Source organism: Roseovarius sp. EC-HK134 (assembly GCF_902498815.1).
In the GTDB taxonomy this organism is placed as follows: domain Bacteria; phylum Pseudomonadota; class Alphaproteobacteria; order Rhodobacterales; family Rhodobacteraceae; genus Roseovarius; species Roseovarius mucosus_A.
This window is the reverse complement of sequence record NZ_LR701544.1, coordinates 545,392-562,808: the sequence shown is the minus strand read 5'-3', so window position 1 is coordinate 562,808 and position 17,417 is coordinate 545,392. Positions and strand designations below refer to the sequence as shown.

The window sequence follows — 17,417 nt, the reverse complement described above, 5'->3', positions numbered from 1 at the left end:
TGCGGCGCTACCCCTCTGGCCATGCGTATCATCCGTGATTACACCTATGTCACCGACGCCGACCGGGGCGCGAGCGTCGCCATCGGCAATTTCGATGGTGTCCATATTGGCCATCGGTCGGTGATCGAACTGGCGCGCGCTGCGGGAGAGCGCATCGGTGCGCCTTTGGGTATCCTGACATTCGAGCCGCATCCGCGCGAGTATTTCGCGCCTGATGCGCCCCCCTTTCGCCTGATGGGCCGCGAGGCGCGGGCGCATCGGCTGCAAAAGCTGGGGGTTGAGCGGCTTTATGAGATCAAGTTCAACGCGGGTCTGGCGGCGCTGAGCCCGCGCGCCTTTGCGGAAAATGTCATTCGTGATGGGCTGGGCCTGAAGCATGTGGTGGTGGGGTCGGATTTCTGTTTTGGCAAGGGACGGGCGGGCAATGCCGCGATACTGCAAGAGTTTGGCCGTGAGATGGGGTTTGGCGTGACCATCGCCACGCTGTTGGAGGGCGAAAGCGGGCAAGTGTCCTCGACCGCGATCCGTGCCGCGCTGAGCGAAGGTGCGCCACGCGCCGCTGCGGCCATGCTGGGCCATTGGCACCGGATCGACGGGCCGGTGATTGGCGGCGAGCAGCGGGGGCGCACGCTGGGCTATCCCACGGCCAATATGTCGATCAAGGGGCTGCATCCGCCCAAGTTCGGGATTTATGCGGTGCTGGTCGATGTGCTGGATGGGCCGCATAAGGGGCAGTATCACGGCGCGGCCTCCCTGGGCGTGCGGCCGATGTTTCAGGGCGAAGAGGCCAATATCGAGACCTTCATCTTTGACTTTACGGGCGATCTTTATGGGGCCAACCTGTCGGTCGGGCTGATAGAATACCTGCGCCCCGAGGCCACATTCGACAGCCTGGAAGCGTTTATCGCGCAGATGGATGCCGATTGCCTGCGCGCGCGCAGCGTGTTGGCTGCATTATGAGTGAGCCTATCAACCGCAGCGGATTGCGCCCGCGCTATTGGGAGACAACCCGCCTTGACCGCATGACGCGCGCGGAATGGGAGGCGCTGTGCGATGGGTGCGGCAAATGCTGCATGAACAAGCTGGAGGATGAGGAGAGCGGCGAGGTGGCCTTTACCCGCGTGGCCTGTCGCCTGTTTGACGATACCAGTTGTCTCTGTGCGCAATATCCTATCCGGCATCAATTCGTGCCCGAATGCATCACGCTCAAGCCGCATACGATTGAAAGCCATGCCTATTGGCTGCCTGAAACCTGCGCTTATAAGCTGCTGTATCTGGGCAAGCCGCTGTTTGACTGGCACCCGCTGATTTCCGGGGATGCGAACAGCGTGCATGAGGCGGGCGTGTCGATGCGGCACCGCACCCTGCCCGAATTCGAGGTGCCCGAAGAGGATTGGGAAGATCACATCATCGAGGAGCCACTCTGATGCAATTCGCCTCTGACAATTCCGGTCCGGCGCTGCCCGGTGTGATGCAGGCGATGGCGGAGGTCAATATCGGGCATATGCCCTCTTATGGCACAGACGCACCGATGAACGAGGTGCGAGACCGGCTGCGCGATGTGTTCGAGGCCCCGCAAGCCAGCGTTTATCTGGTGGCCACGGGCACAGCGGCCAATGCGCTGGCATTGGCCACGCTGTCCGAGCCCTGGCAGACGGTGTTTTGCACGCCGCTGGCGCATATCCACACCGATGAATGCAACGCGCCCGAGTTTTTCACCGGCGGGGCCAAGCTAAGCCTTGTGGGCGAGGCGGACAAGATGACGCCCGAGGATCTGGCCCGCGCGATTGCGCTCTGGCCCGCGGGCGATGTGCATAATCCGCAGCATGGGCCGCTGGCCCTGACGCAGGCAACAGAGCGCGGGCGCATTTACACCTGCGCCGAGATTGCGGCGCTCTGCGGGATCGCGCGCGATCACGGGCTGCCCTGCTATATGGACGGGGCGCGCTTTGCCAATGCGGTAGCGGCCTTGGGCAGTACCCCTGCGGAAATGACATGGAAGGTGGGTATTGACGCGGTATCCATGGGCGGCACCAAGAATGGCTGTCTGGGCGTTGAGGCGGTGATTTTCTTTAACCCCGAGAATGCCTGGGAATTCGAGTTGCGGCGCAAACGGTCGGCGCATCTGGTGTCAAAGCATCGGTATTTGTCGGCGCAGATGCTGGGGTATCTGCGCGAGCACCTGTGGCTGCGCACCGCGCAAGAAGCCAATGCCCGCGCCGCGCTGTTAGAGGCTGGATTGCGCGATGTGCCGGGGGCTGAGATGGTGTTTGGGCGCGACGTGAACATGATCTTTGCCCGCCTGCCCCGTGCCACGCATCAGCGCCTCAAGGCGGCAGGGGCGGTCTATGGGCTCTACGAAGGGCCGCTAGAGAGCGGGGCCGCGGACGAGCCCTTGATGGCGCGGTTCGTGTGCGATTGGTCTGTGACAGAGCAACAGATCGCACGGTTTCTGGAGATTGCGCGAGGCTGAGGCGACCGACGGGCACCCGACACCGATCGGCGCGCGCATGGGTTTTCAGAAAGTGTAACCGCATCAAGCTGCGTAAACCCCCCCGCCATCCGTGCGGCGGAGGGGCAGATCCCGTGCCAGTGTGGGGGTATTACTTTGGCACGAGAACAGCGTTGATCACGTGGATCACGCCGTTGGATTGGTCTACATCCGCCACCGTTACACGGGCCGCATTGCCGCTTTCATCAAGGATGTAGACGTTGTTGCCTTTGACCTGCGCCGACAGGGCGTCGCCCGACACGGCGTTGAAGTGGTAAAAGCCATCTTTGCTGGCGCGCGCGGCGGCGATGATATCGGCGGCAGACCAGTCACCGGCAACCACATGAGCCGTCAGGACCTTTTGCAGCATGGCCTTGTTCTCTGGCATCAGCAGCGTGTCGACCGTGCCGGCGGGCAGGGCCGCAAACGCATCGTTCACCGGCGCGAACACGGTAAACGGCCCCGGCCCCTGCAATGTGTCGACCAGATCGGCGGCTTTCACCGCCGCAACCAGCGTCGTGTGGACCGGCGAATTGACAGCATTCTCGATGATGTTGCGCTCTACGAGCATCGGCGCGCCGCCGACTGTTGGATTGGCGGCATAAACGGCAGTGCCAAGGGCAATGGCGGTGGCCGTGCTCAGAAAAGTCTTGAAGGTCATTTGTCGTTCTCCCTTGTTGTCAAAGGCTCGTCTGAGCCGCTGATGGGAAAGCCACGTCAGCCAAGACGCAAAAGTTTCAGACCGCCCAAAGTTTATTTCACCGGAGCATCCGAACCGCGCCTTACAAGGCGAGATTTGTAGGAGTTGAAGCGCTGATCATTGGGCAGACGAAACGATCTGGAAGACATTGCGGGGCCCTTGACCCGGAAGGATCGCACAACGACCCTGACGCCTGACCCGAGTTTGCGCGGCACGCCCAAAGCTGCCATGCGGGCGCAGACGGAGACACACCATTGGCAAAGAACAGTAAATCCCTGCGCGACTAGCGAAGAGGGAAGTGCCAAGCATATGAAACCATTGAGAAAGTGGGGATGGTGGGTGATGAGAGACTCGAACTCCCGACATCTTCGGTGTAAACGAAGCGCTCTACCAACTGAGCTAATCACCCGTGGGCTGCGTGATAGCCAAGCGGCGGGGCCAACGCAAGGGGTTTGAATGCGGCGGGCACAGGGTTTTGTGCCGGCCCGCCGCGTAGGGCGTGGGGCCTAGACCCGTGCGGGGCTCTTGGCAAGCAGGGTGTAGATCCCGCCGCCCAAGACTGCGCCGATCACCCAGTTATAGCCCGAGAGAAAGCCGAACCACGGCACCCAGACGGTTGCCACCGAAAAGACCGCCGCGAGGCCAAAGGCCATCACCGCCGTGCGGTTCCAGCCGTCCTGATAGTGATAGCGCCCGCCTTGCATGTCATAGAGATCGTCAAGGTCGAGATGGCCTTTGCGGTGAACATAGTAATCCACGATCATAATGCCAAAGATCGGGGCCAGTGTCGCACCCAATGTGTTGACAAAGCCGCCGATGCCGAATTCGCTGATGAAACTTGTCCAGAGCCCGCCGATGATAAGCGCGAAGGCCGACGTAATCAGCCCCGCCTGTCGAAAGCTGATCTTGCCGGGGGCGAGATTGGCGATGCCGTTTACAGCCGGGATGAAATTGGCAACAAGGTTGATGCCAACGGTTGCGGCAAAAAAGGTGATCGCGGCGATGATGCCCAATAGCACAGAATCGGTGCGCTCGACAATCTCGCTCGGGTTGGTGATTTCCTCGCCAAAGACCACCGCGGCCCCCGCCGTGGTCAGAAGCGCCAGTGCCGAGAAGAGGATCATGTTGAAAGGTAGGCCGGTGAGGTTGCCCAAGAGCATGGTGGGTCGGTCCTTGGCATAGCGGGAAAAGTCGCTGAAGTTGATCATCACGGCTGCGAAATAGGCCACCATGGTGCCGACGATGGCGACAAACCCGTTGAATTCACTGGCAAAGCTCGCGTCGGGATTGGCAAAGATCGTGCCTGCGGCAGACAAAAGCTGCCCGTCAGAGCGTTGCCAGAGCACGATAACTAGGCCGATCATCACAAGATACACGAAGGGGCCCGCGATGTTGAGAAAGGTCTCGACCCAGTTCATGCCGCGCCAGAAGATCACGATGTGAAAGGCCCAGACGATGAAGAACGACAGCCAGTCGATACCGGTGAGACCAAGGATTTCCGCGCCGCCGCTCGCGCCGGTGATCGAGCGGATCAGGAGTGCCACCGCCGTTGAGGCAAAATAGACCTGCACGCCGTACCAGAACACCGCCACGGTCGCACGCAGGATCGCGGGCAGTTTCGCGCCGCTGGTGCCAAGGCTGGCACGGGCCAGCACCGGATAGGGGATGCCGTATTTCTCGCCCGCAGCGCCTGAGAGGTTGACCATCCACATGGTAAAGAGCCCCGCCGCAATGAGGGCGGCAAAGGCGGTCCAGCCGCTGACCCCGTACGAGATGAAAAGCGACGCCACGAGCGAATAGCCAAAGAGCGACTGCACATCATTGGCCCAAACGTTGAAGATGGCGAACCAGCCCCATGTTTTCTCATTCGCGCCAACCGGATTGAGGGTGTTTCCCTCTGGGTCCATCGTGTTGCCTGTGGGCACATGCCCATGGTCTATGCTTGTCATTCCGTCCTCCCTGACCGATCGTATTCTGGATTTTCTCTGACGTTTCATCTGGCCCGAAATACCTCGGGGGTCCGGGGGCAGCGCCCCCGTATCACAACGCCATATGCCGGTTCACATCCTTGTAGAGCAGGTAGCGAAACGGCCCTGGACCGCCCGCGTAACAGGCCTGCGGGCAGAAGGCGCGCAGCCACATGAAATCGCCCGCCTCGACCTCGACCCAATCCTGATTGAGGCGATAGACCGCCTTGCCCTCCAGCACATAAAGCCCGTGTTCCATCACATGCGTTTCGGCAAAGGGGATCACTGCGCCGGGCTGAAAGGTGACAACGGTGATATGCATGTCGTGACGCAGGTCGGCGGGGTCCATGAAACGGGTCGTGGCCCAGCCGCCATCGGTGTCGGGCATCGGCACTGGGGCGATGTCGTTTTCGTTGACGACCATCACCGGCGGATGGTCGAGACCGGACACCGCTTGATAGGCCTTGCGCAGCCAGTGGAACTTGACCGGCCTGTCGGCCGTGTTGCGCAGCGTCCACGGGATGCCCGGCGGGATATAGGCAAAGCCGCCCTCGGTCATCTCATGCGCCTGCCCGTCCACTGTCAGGCGCAGCGCGCCTTCGACCAGGAAAAGCGCGGCCTCGACCCCCTGTTCCGTTTCGGGCTGATCCGAGCCACCGCCCGGCTGCACCTCGGCGATATATTGCGAGAAGGTCTCGGCAAAGCCCGAGAGGGGCCGCGCCAGAACCCAAAAGCGCGCCTTGTCCCAGAAGGGCAGATAGCTGGTGACGATATCGCTCATGGTGCCGCGCGGGATCACGGCATAGGCCTCGGTAAAGACGGCGCGCCCGGTCAAAAGCTGGGTTTGCGGCGGCAGGCCGCCTTGGGGGGTGTAATAGCTGTGCTTGGTCATGGCTGTGGTCCTTCCACGGTCAGAGGCTTGTCAAAGTGATATTCTTCGAGATTGTCACCGGGGCCGATCCGGTCGATCACCGCATAGCGCCCGGCCCGCCCGATGGGGGCCAGCACGCCGTGCCAGACATTGCGCAGGAGATTGATCCCCTGCCCCGGCTGGCTGAGAAAGGCGCGCGGGGTGGTGGGGCGGCCATGGGTATCCTCGGCCACGCAGATCAGCATTGGCACGTTGTCGAGCGGGATGAACGCCTGAGAGCCCAGAGGGTGCCGTTCCATCAGGTCGAGCGCATAGGGCAGGTGCCGGGCCTCGGCATCAAAAAGGCTGATACCGGCGCGGCCATCCAGAAATTCGAGCCGCGCACGATCATGGAACCGCCCGCAGAGGCCCGCATTGATCATCCGGTCGGGGGCGCCCGCCACCTCAAGAACATCGCCGTAGGGGGCAAAGGCGGCGGCGGTCAGCGGTTGGGCCATGAGGCCTGCGCCGGTCATGGCAAGAGCGCCTGCAAGCGGGGCAAAGTCTGCGCCTGAAGCGCGGCACAGGTCAGGTCGCCGCGTTCGGACGGGGTGGCCTGTCGGAGTATCCGGCTAAAGGCGTTGAGCAGACCAACAGCGCTATCATGGGCGGGGCCAAGCTCTATCTGCCATGCGCGGTCCGCGATCCACGGGGCGGGCAGCAGCGGGCCGAACACCTCTACAAAGCGCGCGTGGTCCATCTGGCTGGGACGCTCAAAGCGGCGGTGCGGATGTGTGGCCGCCCAGTGATCGGCAATGTCGATCCGACGGGGGCACCAAACGTCTGTGTGACGCTGCACATGGTCGATAAAGCGGCGCAGGCCCGCTATTTTGCCCGGCCGGCCAATCAGGCGGCAATGCAGGCCCACGGTCATCATCCGGGGGGCACCCGCCTGCCCTTCGGCATAGAGCGTGTCAAAGGTATCGGTCAGGTAGGATTCAAAGTCACGGCCCGTGACCCATCCGGGCGACGCGGCAAAGCGCATGTCGTTGCATTCAAGCGTATAGGGGATCATCAGCTGATCGCGGGTGCCGAATTCCATCCAATGCGGCAGGTCATCGTCATAGCAATCCGAGATGTAATCAAAGCCGCCCTCTTCGGCGACAAGGCGCACGGTATTGACGCTGCATCGGCCTGTATACCAGCCGCGTGGGCGGGTGCCGGTCACCTCTGTATGCAGGCGCACCGCCTCGGCGATGGCGGCACGTTCCTCGGCCTCGGGCATGTCCTTGTGATCGACCCATTTAAGACCATGGCTGGCGATTTCCCAGTCGGCCTCTTGCATGGCGGCGACCTGTTCGGGGCTGCGCGCAAGGGCTGAGGCGACGCCGTATATGGTCAACGGAACGCCCATCCCGGTGAAGAGGCGATGCAGCCGCCAGAACCCGGCGCGCGCGCCGTAGTCATAGATCGATTCCATATTCCAATGGCGCTGACCGGGCCAAGGCGTGGCCCCCGGAATATCCGACAGAAATGCCTCTGACGCGGCATCGCCATGCAGCAGGCAGTTTTCACCGCCCTCTTCGTAGTTGAGCACGAATTGCACCGCGATCCGCGCCCCACCGGGCCACTGCGGATCGGGGGCGTTTGGGCCGTAGCCACGCAAATTTCTGGGATAGCGGATCATGTCATCACCTCCGGGGGTCGTGTCTTGGGGGAAACGAAAGGACAGGGGGCGATTGGCCCCCTGCCTTTTGTCAGACTGCGCCTCAGCGGTCGAGGAACCGCTGTGCGGCGGGCAGGTGCCGCATCAGCAGGTAATAGGTGACACCCGCCGGGATCAAGCTGGCATACCATGACACCGCCGAAAAGGTCAGCGCCGCGATCACGCCTACCGCCATGGCGATCAGGGCTGCCGGGTTATAGCCCGCATAATCGCCGCTCTCGTCATAGAGTTTCTCGAGATCGAGCGTCTGACGCCGCAGCACGTAGTAATCCACCACCAAAATCGCAAAGATTGGCCCCAAGAACGCGCTGTAGGTCTGGATAAAGAGATTGAGACCCGCGGCGGATTCGTTCTTGACCAATTCCCACGGGAAGGTGGCGAAGGCCAAGAGACCGACGACCACGGCAGCGGTCTTGTAGTTGAGTTTGAACACATCCATCAGCGCATAGGCGGGCGGCACGACATTGTTGAGAATATTGGTCGTGACCTGTGCAAAGGCGATGAAAAGCAGGGTAACGACGAGCAAGAGCTTGTTGTCGACCGCGTTCGAGAAGACGCGGATGGGATCAACCTCGCCTGTCGCGCTGGAGACCATGAGACCGATGAGGCCCATGAAGAGCGTCGCGGGCAGAATGGAATTGGCATAGATCACCACTTGGCGCACGCGCCCGACATCCTGCCGCAATTCGCGGCTATAGTCCGAGACATTGAGCATCATCGTGGCATAGATGCCCAGAAAGAGCATGGTCGCCCCCCAGAATGGCGCGCCCCATGTGCCCTCGACATTGATGAGGTTGGTGCTGATTTCTTCGCCATATTTGCCGATGACAGAGGTGAACATGTAAATCAGCGCGCCGATGATGAAGACCGAGCCGATATTCTCCAGCCATTTGATGCCGTGAAAGCCCAGAACCGACAGCATGATTTGCAGCGCCTGAAAGCCTATGAAAAAGACGACGATGTTGGAGTAGCCAAAGAGCGTCTCGCTTACCAGATTGAGCGCGCCGGCACCGATCCAGCTTTGGAAGCCGAACCAGACGAGGGCGGGGACAGAGCGCACCAGCGCCGGGATGCGCGCGCCGGAAAAGCCGAAGGCCGAGCGCAATTGCACCATCATCGGGATGCCGTATTTGTGCCCCGCCGCCCCGTTGATCATCAGAGCAAGACCGATGACGGTGCAGCCGATGGCGATGGCCAAAAACACCTGTAGCAGATTGAGCGTGCCCACGAGGCCCGAGCCGATGGTAAAGGTGCCAATCGACACACAGCCACCGAGCCAGGCAAAAAGATAGGACCACGGGTCCATGATCCGCGTTTTCTGGGGGGCCAGCGATTCCTCGCCCAGACCCTTGTGTTCAATCACCTCGGGCATTTGCCCGTCATGCGGCAAAACACCCCCGTTTGTATCTGAAATTGTCATGACTCTCCTCCCTGAGATGCATTATTTCGGGTTTGGTGGCGCGTAGGCGCCGATCTTGCTGGTCTTGATGCCGGCCCCAACCAAGGCTTCGGCAAATTTCGTGGCGACGGTCACACCGTCGATCACGGGAATTCCGGTTTCTTCAGTCAGCCATGCGGCAAGATCCGCCATGCCGGCACAGCCCAGAACCACGGCCTCGCAACGATCCTCCTCGATCGCCCTGAGGATTTCGGCGCGCACCAGAAGGCGGGCGTTTGATCCGGGTTCTTCCAGCGCCAGCACCGGGATCGCCGCCGAGCGCACGCGGCGGCATTGGTGATCGAGCCCGTAGCGGCGTACCATTTCCTCGATAATAGGGACCGAGCGCGGCAGGGTCGTGACCACGCTGAAGGAGGTGGCCACCATGCTGGCCGCCTTGACCGCCGCCTCGCAGATGCCGATCACCGGGCCGGTGGCAATCTCGCGGCACGCGCCGATGCCGGGGTCGTCGAAACAGGCAACCACGATTGCATCGGCCTTTTGTGCCTCGGCCTCGCGGACCTGATCAAGCAGGCGCGGCACTGCCATTGCCTCGTCATAATGGCCCTCGATGCTGGCGGGGGCACCTATGCCCGAGCGCGCCTCGATCACAACGCCCGGTGCCGTGACCGCCCGCGCGGAGGCCGCGATCTTGTCGGTCATGCTCGTGGTCGAGTTGGGGTTGATGACAAAAATTTTCATGGGCTCCTCCACTTGAGTCCTCACTTTAGTAACATAAATTGTTAACAATTTAAACAGACAATTTTTATGGTCGATTCTGATCCTCAAAAATGCCATTTTCCGAGAAACACAGCCGGGAGCCTCAGAATGTCCGAAACGCCGGAAAACGTGCTGGTTGAGCATGTGCTGGATGCCATCTCGGACCAGCGGCTTCGGGCTGGGACCAAGCTGGGCGAACAGGCGCTGAGCGACCTTTTTTCCTGTAATCGCGCGCATGTACGCCGCGCGCTTGCGACGCTTGCGGCCTATCAGGTGGTTGACCTGATCCCCAACCGGGGGGCGTTTGTCTCTACCCCCTCTGAGGACGAGGCGCGGGACGTGTTTCAGGCCCGGCGCGCCATTGAGGCCACGATCATCCGCAATGTCGTCCGCCGTGCTGACGAGGCGGATATCGAGCGACTGCGCGCGCATTTGGCGACCGAGGATGAGATTCGGCAGCACAATGACCGTCCCAAGGCGATTCGCGCCTCACGGGCGTTTCACATGCTGTTGGCGCGGATCGGGCGCAATTCGGTCTTGGAGCATTACCTTGCGGAACTGACCATGCGCACCTCGCTGATCATCGGGCTGTATGGCTCCAAAACCGCGAGCCTTTGTTCGGATGACGAGCATGCGCGCATTGTCCAGAGCATCATAGACCGGGATGAGGCGCGCGCGCAGGACATGGTGGATCATCACCTGCGCCATATCGAAGGGGAAATCGCATTTGGCGACGAGGCCCCGCGTGTCGGGCCGCTGTCGATGATCTTTCCCCCGGATCGCGCGACCGAATAGAATGTGGGGCCTTTTAGCCTGCGCCAATATCTGTTGCGGCGACCGCAACGGCCTTGACCACGGCGTGCACGTCTTGGCCCACCGCAAGACCCATTGCCGTTGCCGAACGGCGCGTGACGCGCGATAGAATCCGGCCAGCGGCGGTATCAATCGCCACGATGGCACCGGGCCCACCACCGGGACGGATTTCGTGGATGAGGCCGGGCAGAATATTCAGCGCCGAAAGCCCCTCGGGCCGGGTATGCGACAGGATCACGTCATGGGCGGCGATGCGGATGCGCAGGCTGGCACCGGGGTTGGCTGCGACGCGCGGTAGAAAAAGGGGGATACCCCCCGCCGAAAGCTCGGATAGCCCGTCGTCGTGATGGGCGATGACCCGCGCGCTAAGCACGGCCCCGGCATCGCGGGCACCGGTGGGCAGCACGGCGGGATTGCTCAGCACTTCGGCGGCGGGGCCCTGTGCAATCACACGCCCGGCCTCAAGCGCAACAACGGTTGTTGCCAGACGCGCCACCTCAGAGGCGGAATGGCTGACATAGAGGATGGGCACGCCCGCCGCGTCGCGCAAACGCTCGAAATAGGGCAGGATCTCGGCTTTGCGGGCCTCATCAAGGGCGGCCAACGGCTCATCGGCAAGGATGAGCTGCGGCGCGGACAAAAGCGCGCGGCCAATGGCAACGCGCTGCTTCTCTCCACCTGAAAGGGCACCGGGCCGCCGATCCAGCAGCGCACCAAGGCCCAAAAGATCGACGACCTGCGCCAGATCGGCGCGCGCGGCCCCCTTGGGGGCGAACCATGCGCCATAGTCGAGGTTCTGGCGCACGGTGAGATGAGGGAACAGCCGCCCTTCCTGAAAGATATAGCCCAAACGGCGGCGGTGCGGTTTCAGGCGGACCCCGGCGGCCGTATCGAGCAGCACCCGGTCGCCAGATACGATCCGGCCGTGATCGGGCATGAGCAGCCCCGCCACAGCGTTGACGATGGTGGTCTTGCCAGAGCCGGAGCGGCCAAAAAGCACGGTGACACCCGGTGGTGCCCGAAACTGTGCATCCAGCGTGAAGGCCCCAAGGCTATGGCGCAGCGCGACATCCAGCATCAGCGCCCCCCGACCCGTGCCGCGACACGGCGCCCGATCCCCTCGGACAGCAAGAGCGCGCCCATGGCCACCACCACCGAGACGATGACCAGTTTCATGGCCGACCCTTCACCGCCCGGCACCTGAAGAAAGGCGTAGATCGCCGAGGGGATGGTGCGCGTTTCCCCCGGAATATTCGAAACAAAGGTGATCGTGGCCCCAAATTCGCCCATCGCCTTGGCAAAGGCCAAAATCGTGCCTGCAACGATGCCCGGAAGGGCCATGGGCAGGGTTACGGTGAAAAAGACCCATAGGGGTGCAGCCCCCAGCGTGGCGCTGGCCTCTTCCAGTTTGGGATCCACCGCCTCGATCGAGAGGCGGATCGCCCGCACCATCAGGGGGAATGCCATGATCGCTGCCGCCACCGCCGCCCCTGTCCAGCGAAAGGCAAAGACAAGGCCCCAATCCGCCAGCACAGAGCCCACCGGCCCGCGCGTGCCCAGCACCAGCAGGAGCAGGTAGCCCGTGACAACCGGCGGCAGGATCAGCGGCAGATGCACCAGCCCGTTGACGATCTGCTTGCCCGGAAAGGACCAGCGCGCCAGCGCATAGGCCGTGAGAATTCCCAAGGGCAGGCTGGCCAGAGTGGCCCAGAAGGACACGCGAAGGGACAGGGACACCGCCTTCCATTCTTCGGGGCCAAGCCAGTCTGTCATGGGTCAGCGCGCAAGGACGGTAAACCCCTGCCGCTCAAAGACGGCGCGCGCCTCGGGGCTGCGCAGATAGGCGAGAAAGGCGTTTTCAGCGGGCGTGTCGCGGTTGGCAAGATCGGCGACCGGATAGACGATAGGGGGGTGGCTGTTCTCGGGGAAGGTGCCGACGATGGTGACACGCTCCTCGGCGGTGGCGTCTGTTGAGTAGACGATGCCATAAGGAGCCTCGCCGGTGGCGACAAAGGCAAGGGCGGCACGCACATTGTCGGCTTGGGCCACCTGCGGTGCGATGCTCTGCCAGAGGCCCAAGTTTTGCAGCGCGGCCTTGCCATAGATGCCTGCAGGCACGGAATCGACCAGCGCCATGGCCAGCCGCCCCTCGCCCAAGAGGGCGGCCAGATCAAGGTCTGGGCCGATGTCGCGCGGTGCGGCATCCGCATGGGACACCAGCACAAGGCGGTTGCCCAAAAGGTCAAAGCGCGCGCCCGGCTCGATCAGCCCGTCCGCTTCGATCTGGTCCATCCAGTCGGCACTGGCGGAGATGAAAATATCCGCAGGCGCGCCCTGCTGGATCTGACGGGCGAGGGATGAGGAGCCCGCGAGCGCTGTCACAAGGTCATGATCGCTGGCCGCCTCGAACCCTGCCTCGATCTCGGCCAAGGCAGTGGTCAGGCTGGCGGCGGCAAAGACCGTGACGGTGTCGGCGCGGGCGGTGGTTGCGAGGATGGGCGCAAGGGCAAGCAGGCAAGCGGCTAACGTGATTGGAGGTTTTGGCCGGATCATCCCTGTTTCCCTGCGCTGATATGGTTCCAAAAACATATCGCAAGGCGGGGGATCAGAGGCAAGCGTTATTTTCCACCGGGAATATCCCTAAGCAAGGATTGGATCGCAGCAATCCGTGCGGCCCCGGCCTCGGCCATGATATCCTCAAGTTTGCGATACTGGGCCAACACTTCGATGCCTGTGTCGGTCAGATGGGCACCGCCGCCCTTAGCGCCCCCTCGGCTCGAGTCCACAAGCGGTTCGCGAAAGGCTGCATTCATGGACTCCACCAACATCCAAGCGCGCTTATAGCTCATGGACATGCTGCGCCCGGCGGCGGCAATGGAGCCTGTATCGCGAATACGCTCTAACAGATCGGCCTTGCCGGGGCCCAGCATTGCCTCGTCACCAAAGACGATACGAATCCGAAGGCTGGGTGGCTCTGGCTGTGTCATGATGCGGGTATGCCAAATTTTCGTTAAGTCTTACAAGACATATCGAAAACCCTCAACTCTGTCGATAGAGGCCTGCACCTCAAAGATCGGCAGGGGCCGCGCCATCCGCCATGGGCGGCACGTCTAGGGGCATCGACCAGTCGGCGGGGTCGGTACATTCTGCCTCGGGACGCGCCAGAAGGATCTGCGCGTGGAAGTGACCGGTGGTTTCCACGCCTTCGGTGTCATGCCCTGCGGCCTGCGCATTGGCGATGGCACGGGCCTGTTCCTCGGGGCTTTCAAATCGGCGGTGGATAAAGGCCGGGATCGGCAGACGTTCAACCACAAGACCGTGGGCGCGCAGCACCTCTGTTGCCTCGGGCCGCTCGTTGCCCCGGATGGGCGACGTCATGACCCAAGGCTTGACCGGGCCGCAAGCCGCCAGCATCCGGTCGAGCGCGCGGGGCATAAGCTGGGCAACAGAGCCGCATTCGACGATCATGTCACAGCGCGCCAGTTCCCGGCCAAGCCCCTCGGATGGTTCTGCACGTTCCAGATCCTCGACAAAGCCGGATTGAAAGAGGCCAACCGCGCGCCCATAGGCAACCGCGTTGGGCATCACGTCAATGCCGGTGACATGCAACGCGGGCGCAGGGCGGCGCAGCCCCGCCAGCCAGCCGCGATCCAAATCAATCACCTCTGCGGAAGACGCGCTGTCGAACACTGGCTGACGGTAGCGGGCAAACACCTGTTCGAGGCTCAGCTCATGCGCCATGAGTGCGGAAACGATGCCATAGCTGCTGGCGAAATCAACGATCCTTGCCTGCTCAAGACCACGCAGGCGCATCATTTCCGCCAGTCCGGCCCGAAACCCCGCGACCGCATGATGTTGGTTGCGATAGCCCAGCCGGTCCATCATGCGGAAATAGGCCCGACAATCGGGTTGATCATAGGTGTCGTCAAAGATGGTGACAAAGCCGGAGGTAGGCGTATCAGAGGGGGCGGTCATGGAAATGTCCCTTGGGGATCAGGGGGGCACATGGCCCGATGGTGCGCAAACTTGCCTCCCGCGCCGTGATTTACAACAGAAATCACGAGAATTTTCACTGTTTCCCACGCAAGCGTGACCCGCGCGCCGTCGTTGAAACAATATTTCGCGGCCATCAGAGGAACGTGACCATCTGTGCGCGGGCGTGGATTGCACCAACCACGGTTAGGGCGCAAGGTAAAGTCAGGTTTCGGTATCACGGTTCAGGAGCGCGCCATGACTAACGCCAGCACACAGATTGTTCCCGATGCCTCCAAGGTCATGATGGGTGCCACGCTCGCTTGGGTCGCGGTGTTGATCTATGCTTCGTCAAATTCCCTCGTCTCGCTGTTGGCCGATATCGGATCACAGAACCTCGTGATGGGGCGCAATGTCATCACCTATTGCAACCTGCTGTTTGTCGGCTCGCTTATGTCGATGGTGCCGATGATTTTCATGTTCTGGCGCGACTGGACTTTTGAGAACCTGCGCGCGCTGACACGGAAAAACTGGGCGATCCTGACGCTTTCGGCGTTCTTTTCCTCCGCTTTGACACCGGGGCTGTTCTTTTACGCGCTGGAGCATACCACGGTCACGAATGTTGTGTTGATGGGCCGGATCGAACCGCCACTTTTTTTGCTGGCGGCCTGGCTGGTCTTGCGCGAGGAGTTCGAGCCTTGGGCCTTTGTTGCCGGTCTGGTGGCGCTTTGCGGGGCGGCGGTGATGATCCTGATGAACAGTGAGGGCGCATCGCTCAACCTTGGCAAGGGCGAGATTGGCGCGCTTTTGGCGACGCTGTCCTATATTGCCTCGACTTTGATTGCCCGCACAGGTCTGCGCGACATTCCTATGGGGATTTTCGCGATCTACCGCACGGCGGTGGGCACGACGGTCTATTTCTTTGTGGCCCTATACCTGTTTGGTCCGAACCATTTTCAGGATGTGTTTGATCCGGTGGTCTGGCAATGGGTTTGGATCTATGCGGTGGTCGTGATCATGGGTGGGCAATTCGCCTGGGCGTTCGGGCTTAAATATGCGCGCTCGGGTGATGTGTCATTGGCCACGTCATTTTCGCCGCTGGCGGCAATTCTGATCGCGATGGTGATGCTGGGCGAAGACCCCGGACCGGGGCTGATCCCCGGCGGCGCAATCATCCTTTTGGCGGTGGGCATCGGCCAGTATGGCCGCCTGCGCCGCCGCCGTCGCGAGGATGACACGATGCGCAAACAGGCGCAGGAGCGCGCGCTGGAACATGAGGGCGCGGTAAACTTCAAAGGGGTCTGAGGACGGGCTCAAAGGCAAACGCCCCGATTGTCACGGGGCGTTTTGCACTTTTCGGCAGGCAAGATTGGCTGTCAGAAATTCCCGACCGAAGGGTGACGGTGCCCGGCAAGCGACCCATAGGCGGGACGCAGGGCATCAGGCAGGGAGGCATAGCTCTGAAAAAGTTCGCGGGCGAGACCGGCAAGCGGCGGAATAGAGACACCCAACGCACCAAGCGCGGCTTGCTTGAGCGCCAGCCCATCCGCCACCTCAGGCAGCATATCGGGTGCAAAGCCAGTGATCTCGCGTCCGGCGTCATGGACTGGCATCAACCAGACAGCGCCGGGCAGGTGATCATGGTTCGCCTCAAACAGAGCAACCGCCTCAGACAAGGCCGATCCCCCGCCTGCGCGCGGATAGGGGGCCAGCACACACAGCCCGGTGGCATTGGCATGGGCAGAGAATGCAGACCTGTCGTCAAGCGGCAGCACCCGGACGGTGGGATAGGCCCCAAGCAGCTCGTGCAGCACGCGCGACCCAAGAGCATTCATATCCTCAAGATAGACCGTGACGCGAACACCTGCTGCAAGCCGGTGGCCAATAGTCCCCAGCGCGTGATGGATCACCTGCGCACCGTCCTGCGCCAGAACAACCATCTCGCGGGTCAGCATCCGGGGCTGGCGGCTGAGGAAAAAGGCAAAGATCTGTTCAGCCATGCCATTGTAATGCGTGACATCACGGGTGTCGTGGACGATGCGGCCAATATCCACCTCGGCCACGTCATACCCCGCCGCATGCACCCGCAGCATGATATCAAGATCGACCGCGTAATCAGTCGCAAGACCGTTGTAGGCGATCAGAGACCGATCAAAGACATAGAGCCCGGAATTGGGTGCGCGCAGATGCGACAAGCCCGGAAACATCTGATGCAGGGCCGGCCGCACCAAAAGGCGGGTCATCGGCATGTTATCGGCGGGGTCGTGCCACGCCCCCTTGATCAAGCCCACGCCGGGGCCGCGGGCAGCGGGCATCTGTGCAAACAGATCAGTGTCAAACCTGTCGAGATCGGCATCGACCTTCATCACCCAGTCATGGCGGGCGGCGGAGACACCTGCGCGCACCGCGTGGCCCATGCCGGTTTGTGTCTCTGAGATAACTGTCGCACCCGCCCCGCGCGCCAATTCTGCCGTCGCATCGGTCGAGCCGTTGTCGACCACCACGACCTCGCCCACATCCGGCATATCCGCAAGCACCGACACGACGCGGGCAATGGTTTGCGCCTCGTTTCTGGCCGGGACAATGACGCTGACCGGGGCGGTCATGGCAACTCCTTGGGAAACAGGAAATACATTCCTTTGTCGAGAACCTAGTCTTTGGCGGCCTTGATCACAATATGAGACGTGTCACGAGAGTAAAATCTCTCGTGAAAGACTGTAACCTGAGCAGAAGGTTAGAA

General features: G+C 61.8%; 17 protein-coding genes, 1 tRNA gene and 1 pseudogene. 5 read left to right on the top strand and 14 right to left on the bottom strand.

All coding sequences use genetic code 11. The features are described 5' to 3' along the window. Positions 1-21 precede the first annotated feature (21 nt). The 3 genes from GC127_RS06725 to GC127_RS06715 are packed head-to-tail and all read left to right on the top strand — an operon-like array spanning position 22 to position 2,473. Positions 22-960 carry a bifunctional riboflavin kinase/FAD synthetase gene (locus tag GC127_RS06725; RefSeq protein WP_151977195.1) on the top strand — a complete coding sequence of 313 codons (939 nt, stop codon included), beginning with the start codon at positions 22-24 and terminating at the stop codon, positions 958-960. Continuing rightward, positions 957-1,427, top strand: coding sequence for a YcgN family cysteine cluster protein (locus tag GC127_RS06720; protein ID WP_008279255.1), 471 nt, complete (start codon positions 957-959; stop codon positions 1,425-1,427). Before GC127_RS06725 ends, GC127_RS06720 begins: the two co-directional genes overlap by 4 nt. Continuing rightward, positions 1,427-2,473, top strand: coding sequence for a low specificity L-threonine aldolase (locus GC127_RS06715; protein ID WP_151977193.1), 1,047 nt, complete (start codon positions 1,427-1,429; stop codon positions 2,471-2,473). Before GC127_RS06720 ends, GC127_RS06715 begins: the two co-directional genes overlap by 1 nt. Positions 2,474-2,603: 130 nt before the next feature. Here GC127_RS06715 and GC127_RS06710 read toward each other — a convergent pair whose 3' ends face one another. From GC127_RS06710 to GC127_RS06675, 8 genes and pseudogenes are all read right to left on the bottom strand, one after another. After that, positions 2,604-3,152 (bottom strand): fasciclin domain-containing protein, encoded by a 549-nt coding sequence (locus GC127_RS06710; RefSeq protein WP_081507628.1) that lies wholly within the window; start codon positions 3,150-3,152, stop codon positions 2,604-2,606. 372 nt (positions 3,153-3,524) lie between these two features. After that, positions 3,525-3,600 (bottom strand) — tRNA-Val (locus GC127_RS06705). Between the two features lie 97 nt (positions 3,601-3,697). Next, positions 3,698-5,140: an NCS1 family nucleobase:cation symporter-1 gene (locus GC127_RS06700; protein WP_151977191.1), complete on the bottom strand. Its 1,443-nt coding sequence runs from the start codon at positions 5,138-5,140 to the stop codon at positions 3,698-3,700. A 91-nt stretch (positions 5,141-5,231) separates the two neighbouring features. Next, the gene (locus GC127_RS06695; protein WP_151977189.1) at positions 5,232-6,050 is read right to left on the bottom strand and encodes a bifunctional allantoicase/(S)-ureidoglycine aminohydrolase; all 819 of its coding nucleotides are present in this window, start codon (positions 6,048-6,050) and stop codon (positions 5,232-5,234) included. Further along, entirely contained in the window at positions 6,047-6,544 is a 498-nt protein-coding gene (locus GC127_RS06690) for an ureidoglycolate lyase (protein ID WP_151977187.1), read from the bottom strand. Before GC127_RS06690 ends, GC127_RS06695 begins: the two co-directional genes overlap by 4 nt. 62 nt (positions 6,545-6,606) lie before the next feature. Further along, positions 6,607-7,695: pseudogene (puuE, locus tag GC127_RS06685) on the bottom strand (allantoinase PuuE); the annotation flags it as partial. An 82-nt stretch (positions 7,696-7,777) separates the two neighbouring features. Further along, complete coding sequence (locus GC127_RS06680; RefSeq protein WP_232279147.1) at positions 7,778-9,154, bottom strand: NCS1 family transporter; 1,377 nt, start codon at positions 9,152-9,154, stop codon at positions 7,778-7,780. A gap of 21 nt (positions 9,155-9,175) precedes the next feature. Then, positions 9,176-9,874, bottom strand: a complete 699-nt coding sequence (locus tag GC127_RS06675) for an aspartate/glutamate racemase family protein (RefSeq protein WP_008279263.1) — start codon at positions 9,872-9,874, stop codon at positions 9,176-9,178. Positions 9,875-10,000: 126 nt separating this feature from the next. Between GC127_RS06675 and GC127_RS06670 the strand changes: the two genes are divergently transcribed. Then, entirely contained in the window at positions 10,001-10,687 is a 687-nt protein-coding gene (locus GC127_RS06670; RefSeq protein WP_081507623.1) for a GntR family transcriptional regulator, read from the top strand. 13 nt (positions 10,688-10,700) lie between these two features. On the opposite strand, the gene modC is transcribed toward GC127_RS06670, so the two are convergent. The 5 genes from modC to GC127_RS06645 all read right to left on the bottom strand — a co-directional run bounded on the left by modC (position 10,701) and on the right by GC127_RS06645 (position 14,680). Further along, positions 10,701-11,783 (bottom strand): molybdenum ABC transporter ATP-binding protein, encoded by a 1,083-nt coding sequence (modC, locus tag GC127_RS06665; RefSeq protein WP_151977183.1) that lies wholly within the window; start codon positions 11,781-11,783, stop codon positions 10,701-10,703. Continuing rightward, positions 11,783-12,478: a molybdate ABC transporter permease subunit gene (gene modB, locus GC127_RS06660; protein ID WP_081507621.1), complete on the bottom strand. Its 696-nt coding sequence runs from the start codon at positions 12,476-12,478 to the stop codon at positions 11,783-11,785. Before modB ends, modC begins: the two co-directional genes overlap by 1 nt. Before the next feature lie 3 nt (positions 12,479-12,481). Further along, positions 12,482-13,258 (bottom strand): molybdate ABC transporter substrate-binding protein, encoded by a 777-nt coding sequence (gene modA, locus GC127_RS06655; protein WP_151977181.1) that lies wholly within the window; start codon positions 13,256-13,258, stop codon positions 12,482-12,484. A gap of 65 nt (positions 13,259-13,323) precedes the next feature. Next, on the bottom strand, positions 13,324-13,692 hold the full coding sequence (locus GC127_RS06650; RefSeq protein ID WP_037296936.1) for a winged helix-turn-helix domain-containing protein: 369 nt from the start codon (positions 13,690-13,692) through the stop codon (positions 13,324-13,326). 79 nt (positions 13,693-13,771) lie between these two features. Beyond that, positions 13,772-14,680 (bottom strand): hypothetical protein, encoded by a 909-nt coding sequence (locus tag GC127_RS06645; protein WP_151977179.1) that lies wholly within the window; start codon positions 14,678-14,680, stop codon positions 13,772-13,774. Positions 14,681-14,935: 255 nt separating this feature from the next. Here GC127_RS06645 and GC127_RS06640 point away from each other — a divergent pair, with 255 nt between their 5' ends. Then, the gene (locus GC127_RS06640; RefSeq protein WP_008279270.1) at positions 14,936-15,982 is read left to right on the top strand and encodes a DMT family transporter; all 1,047 of its coding nucleotides are present in this window, start codon (positions 14,936-14,938) and stop codon (positions 15,980-15,982) included. 71 nt (positions 15,983-16,053) lie between these two features. Here GC127_RS06640 and GC127_RS06635 read toward each other — a convergent pair whose 3' ends face one another. Then, a complete protein-coding gene (locus GC127_RS06635) occupies positions 16,054-17,283 on the bottom strand; it encodes a glycosyltransferase (RefSeq protein ID WP_081507617.1) in 1,230 nt (409 codons plus the stop codon). Positions 17,284-17,417: the final 134 nt, after the last annotated feature.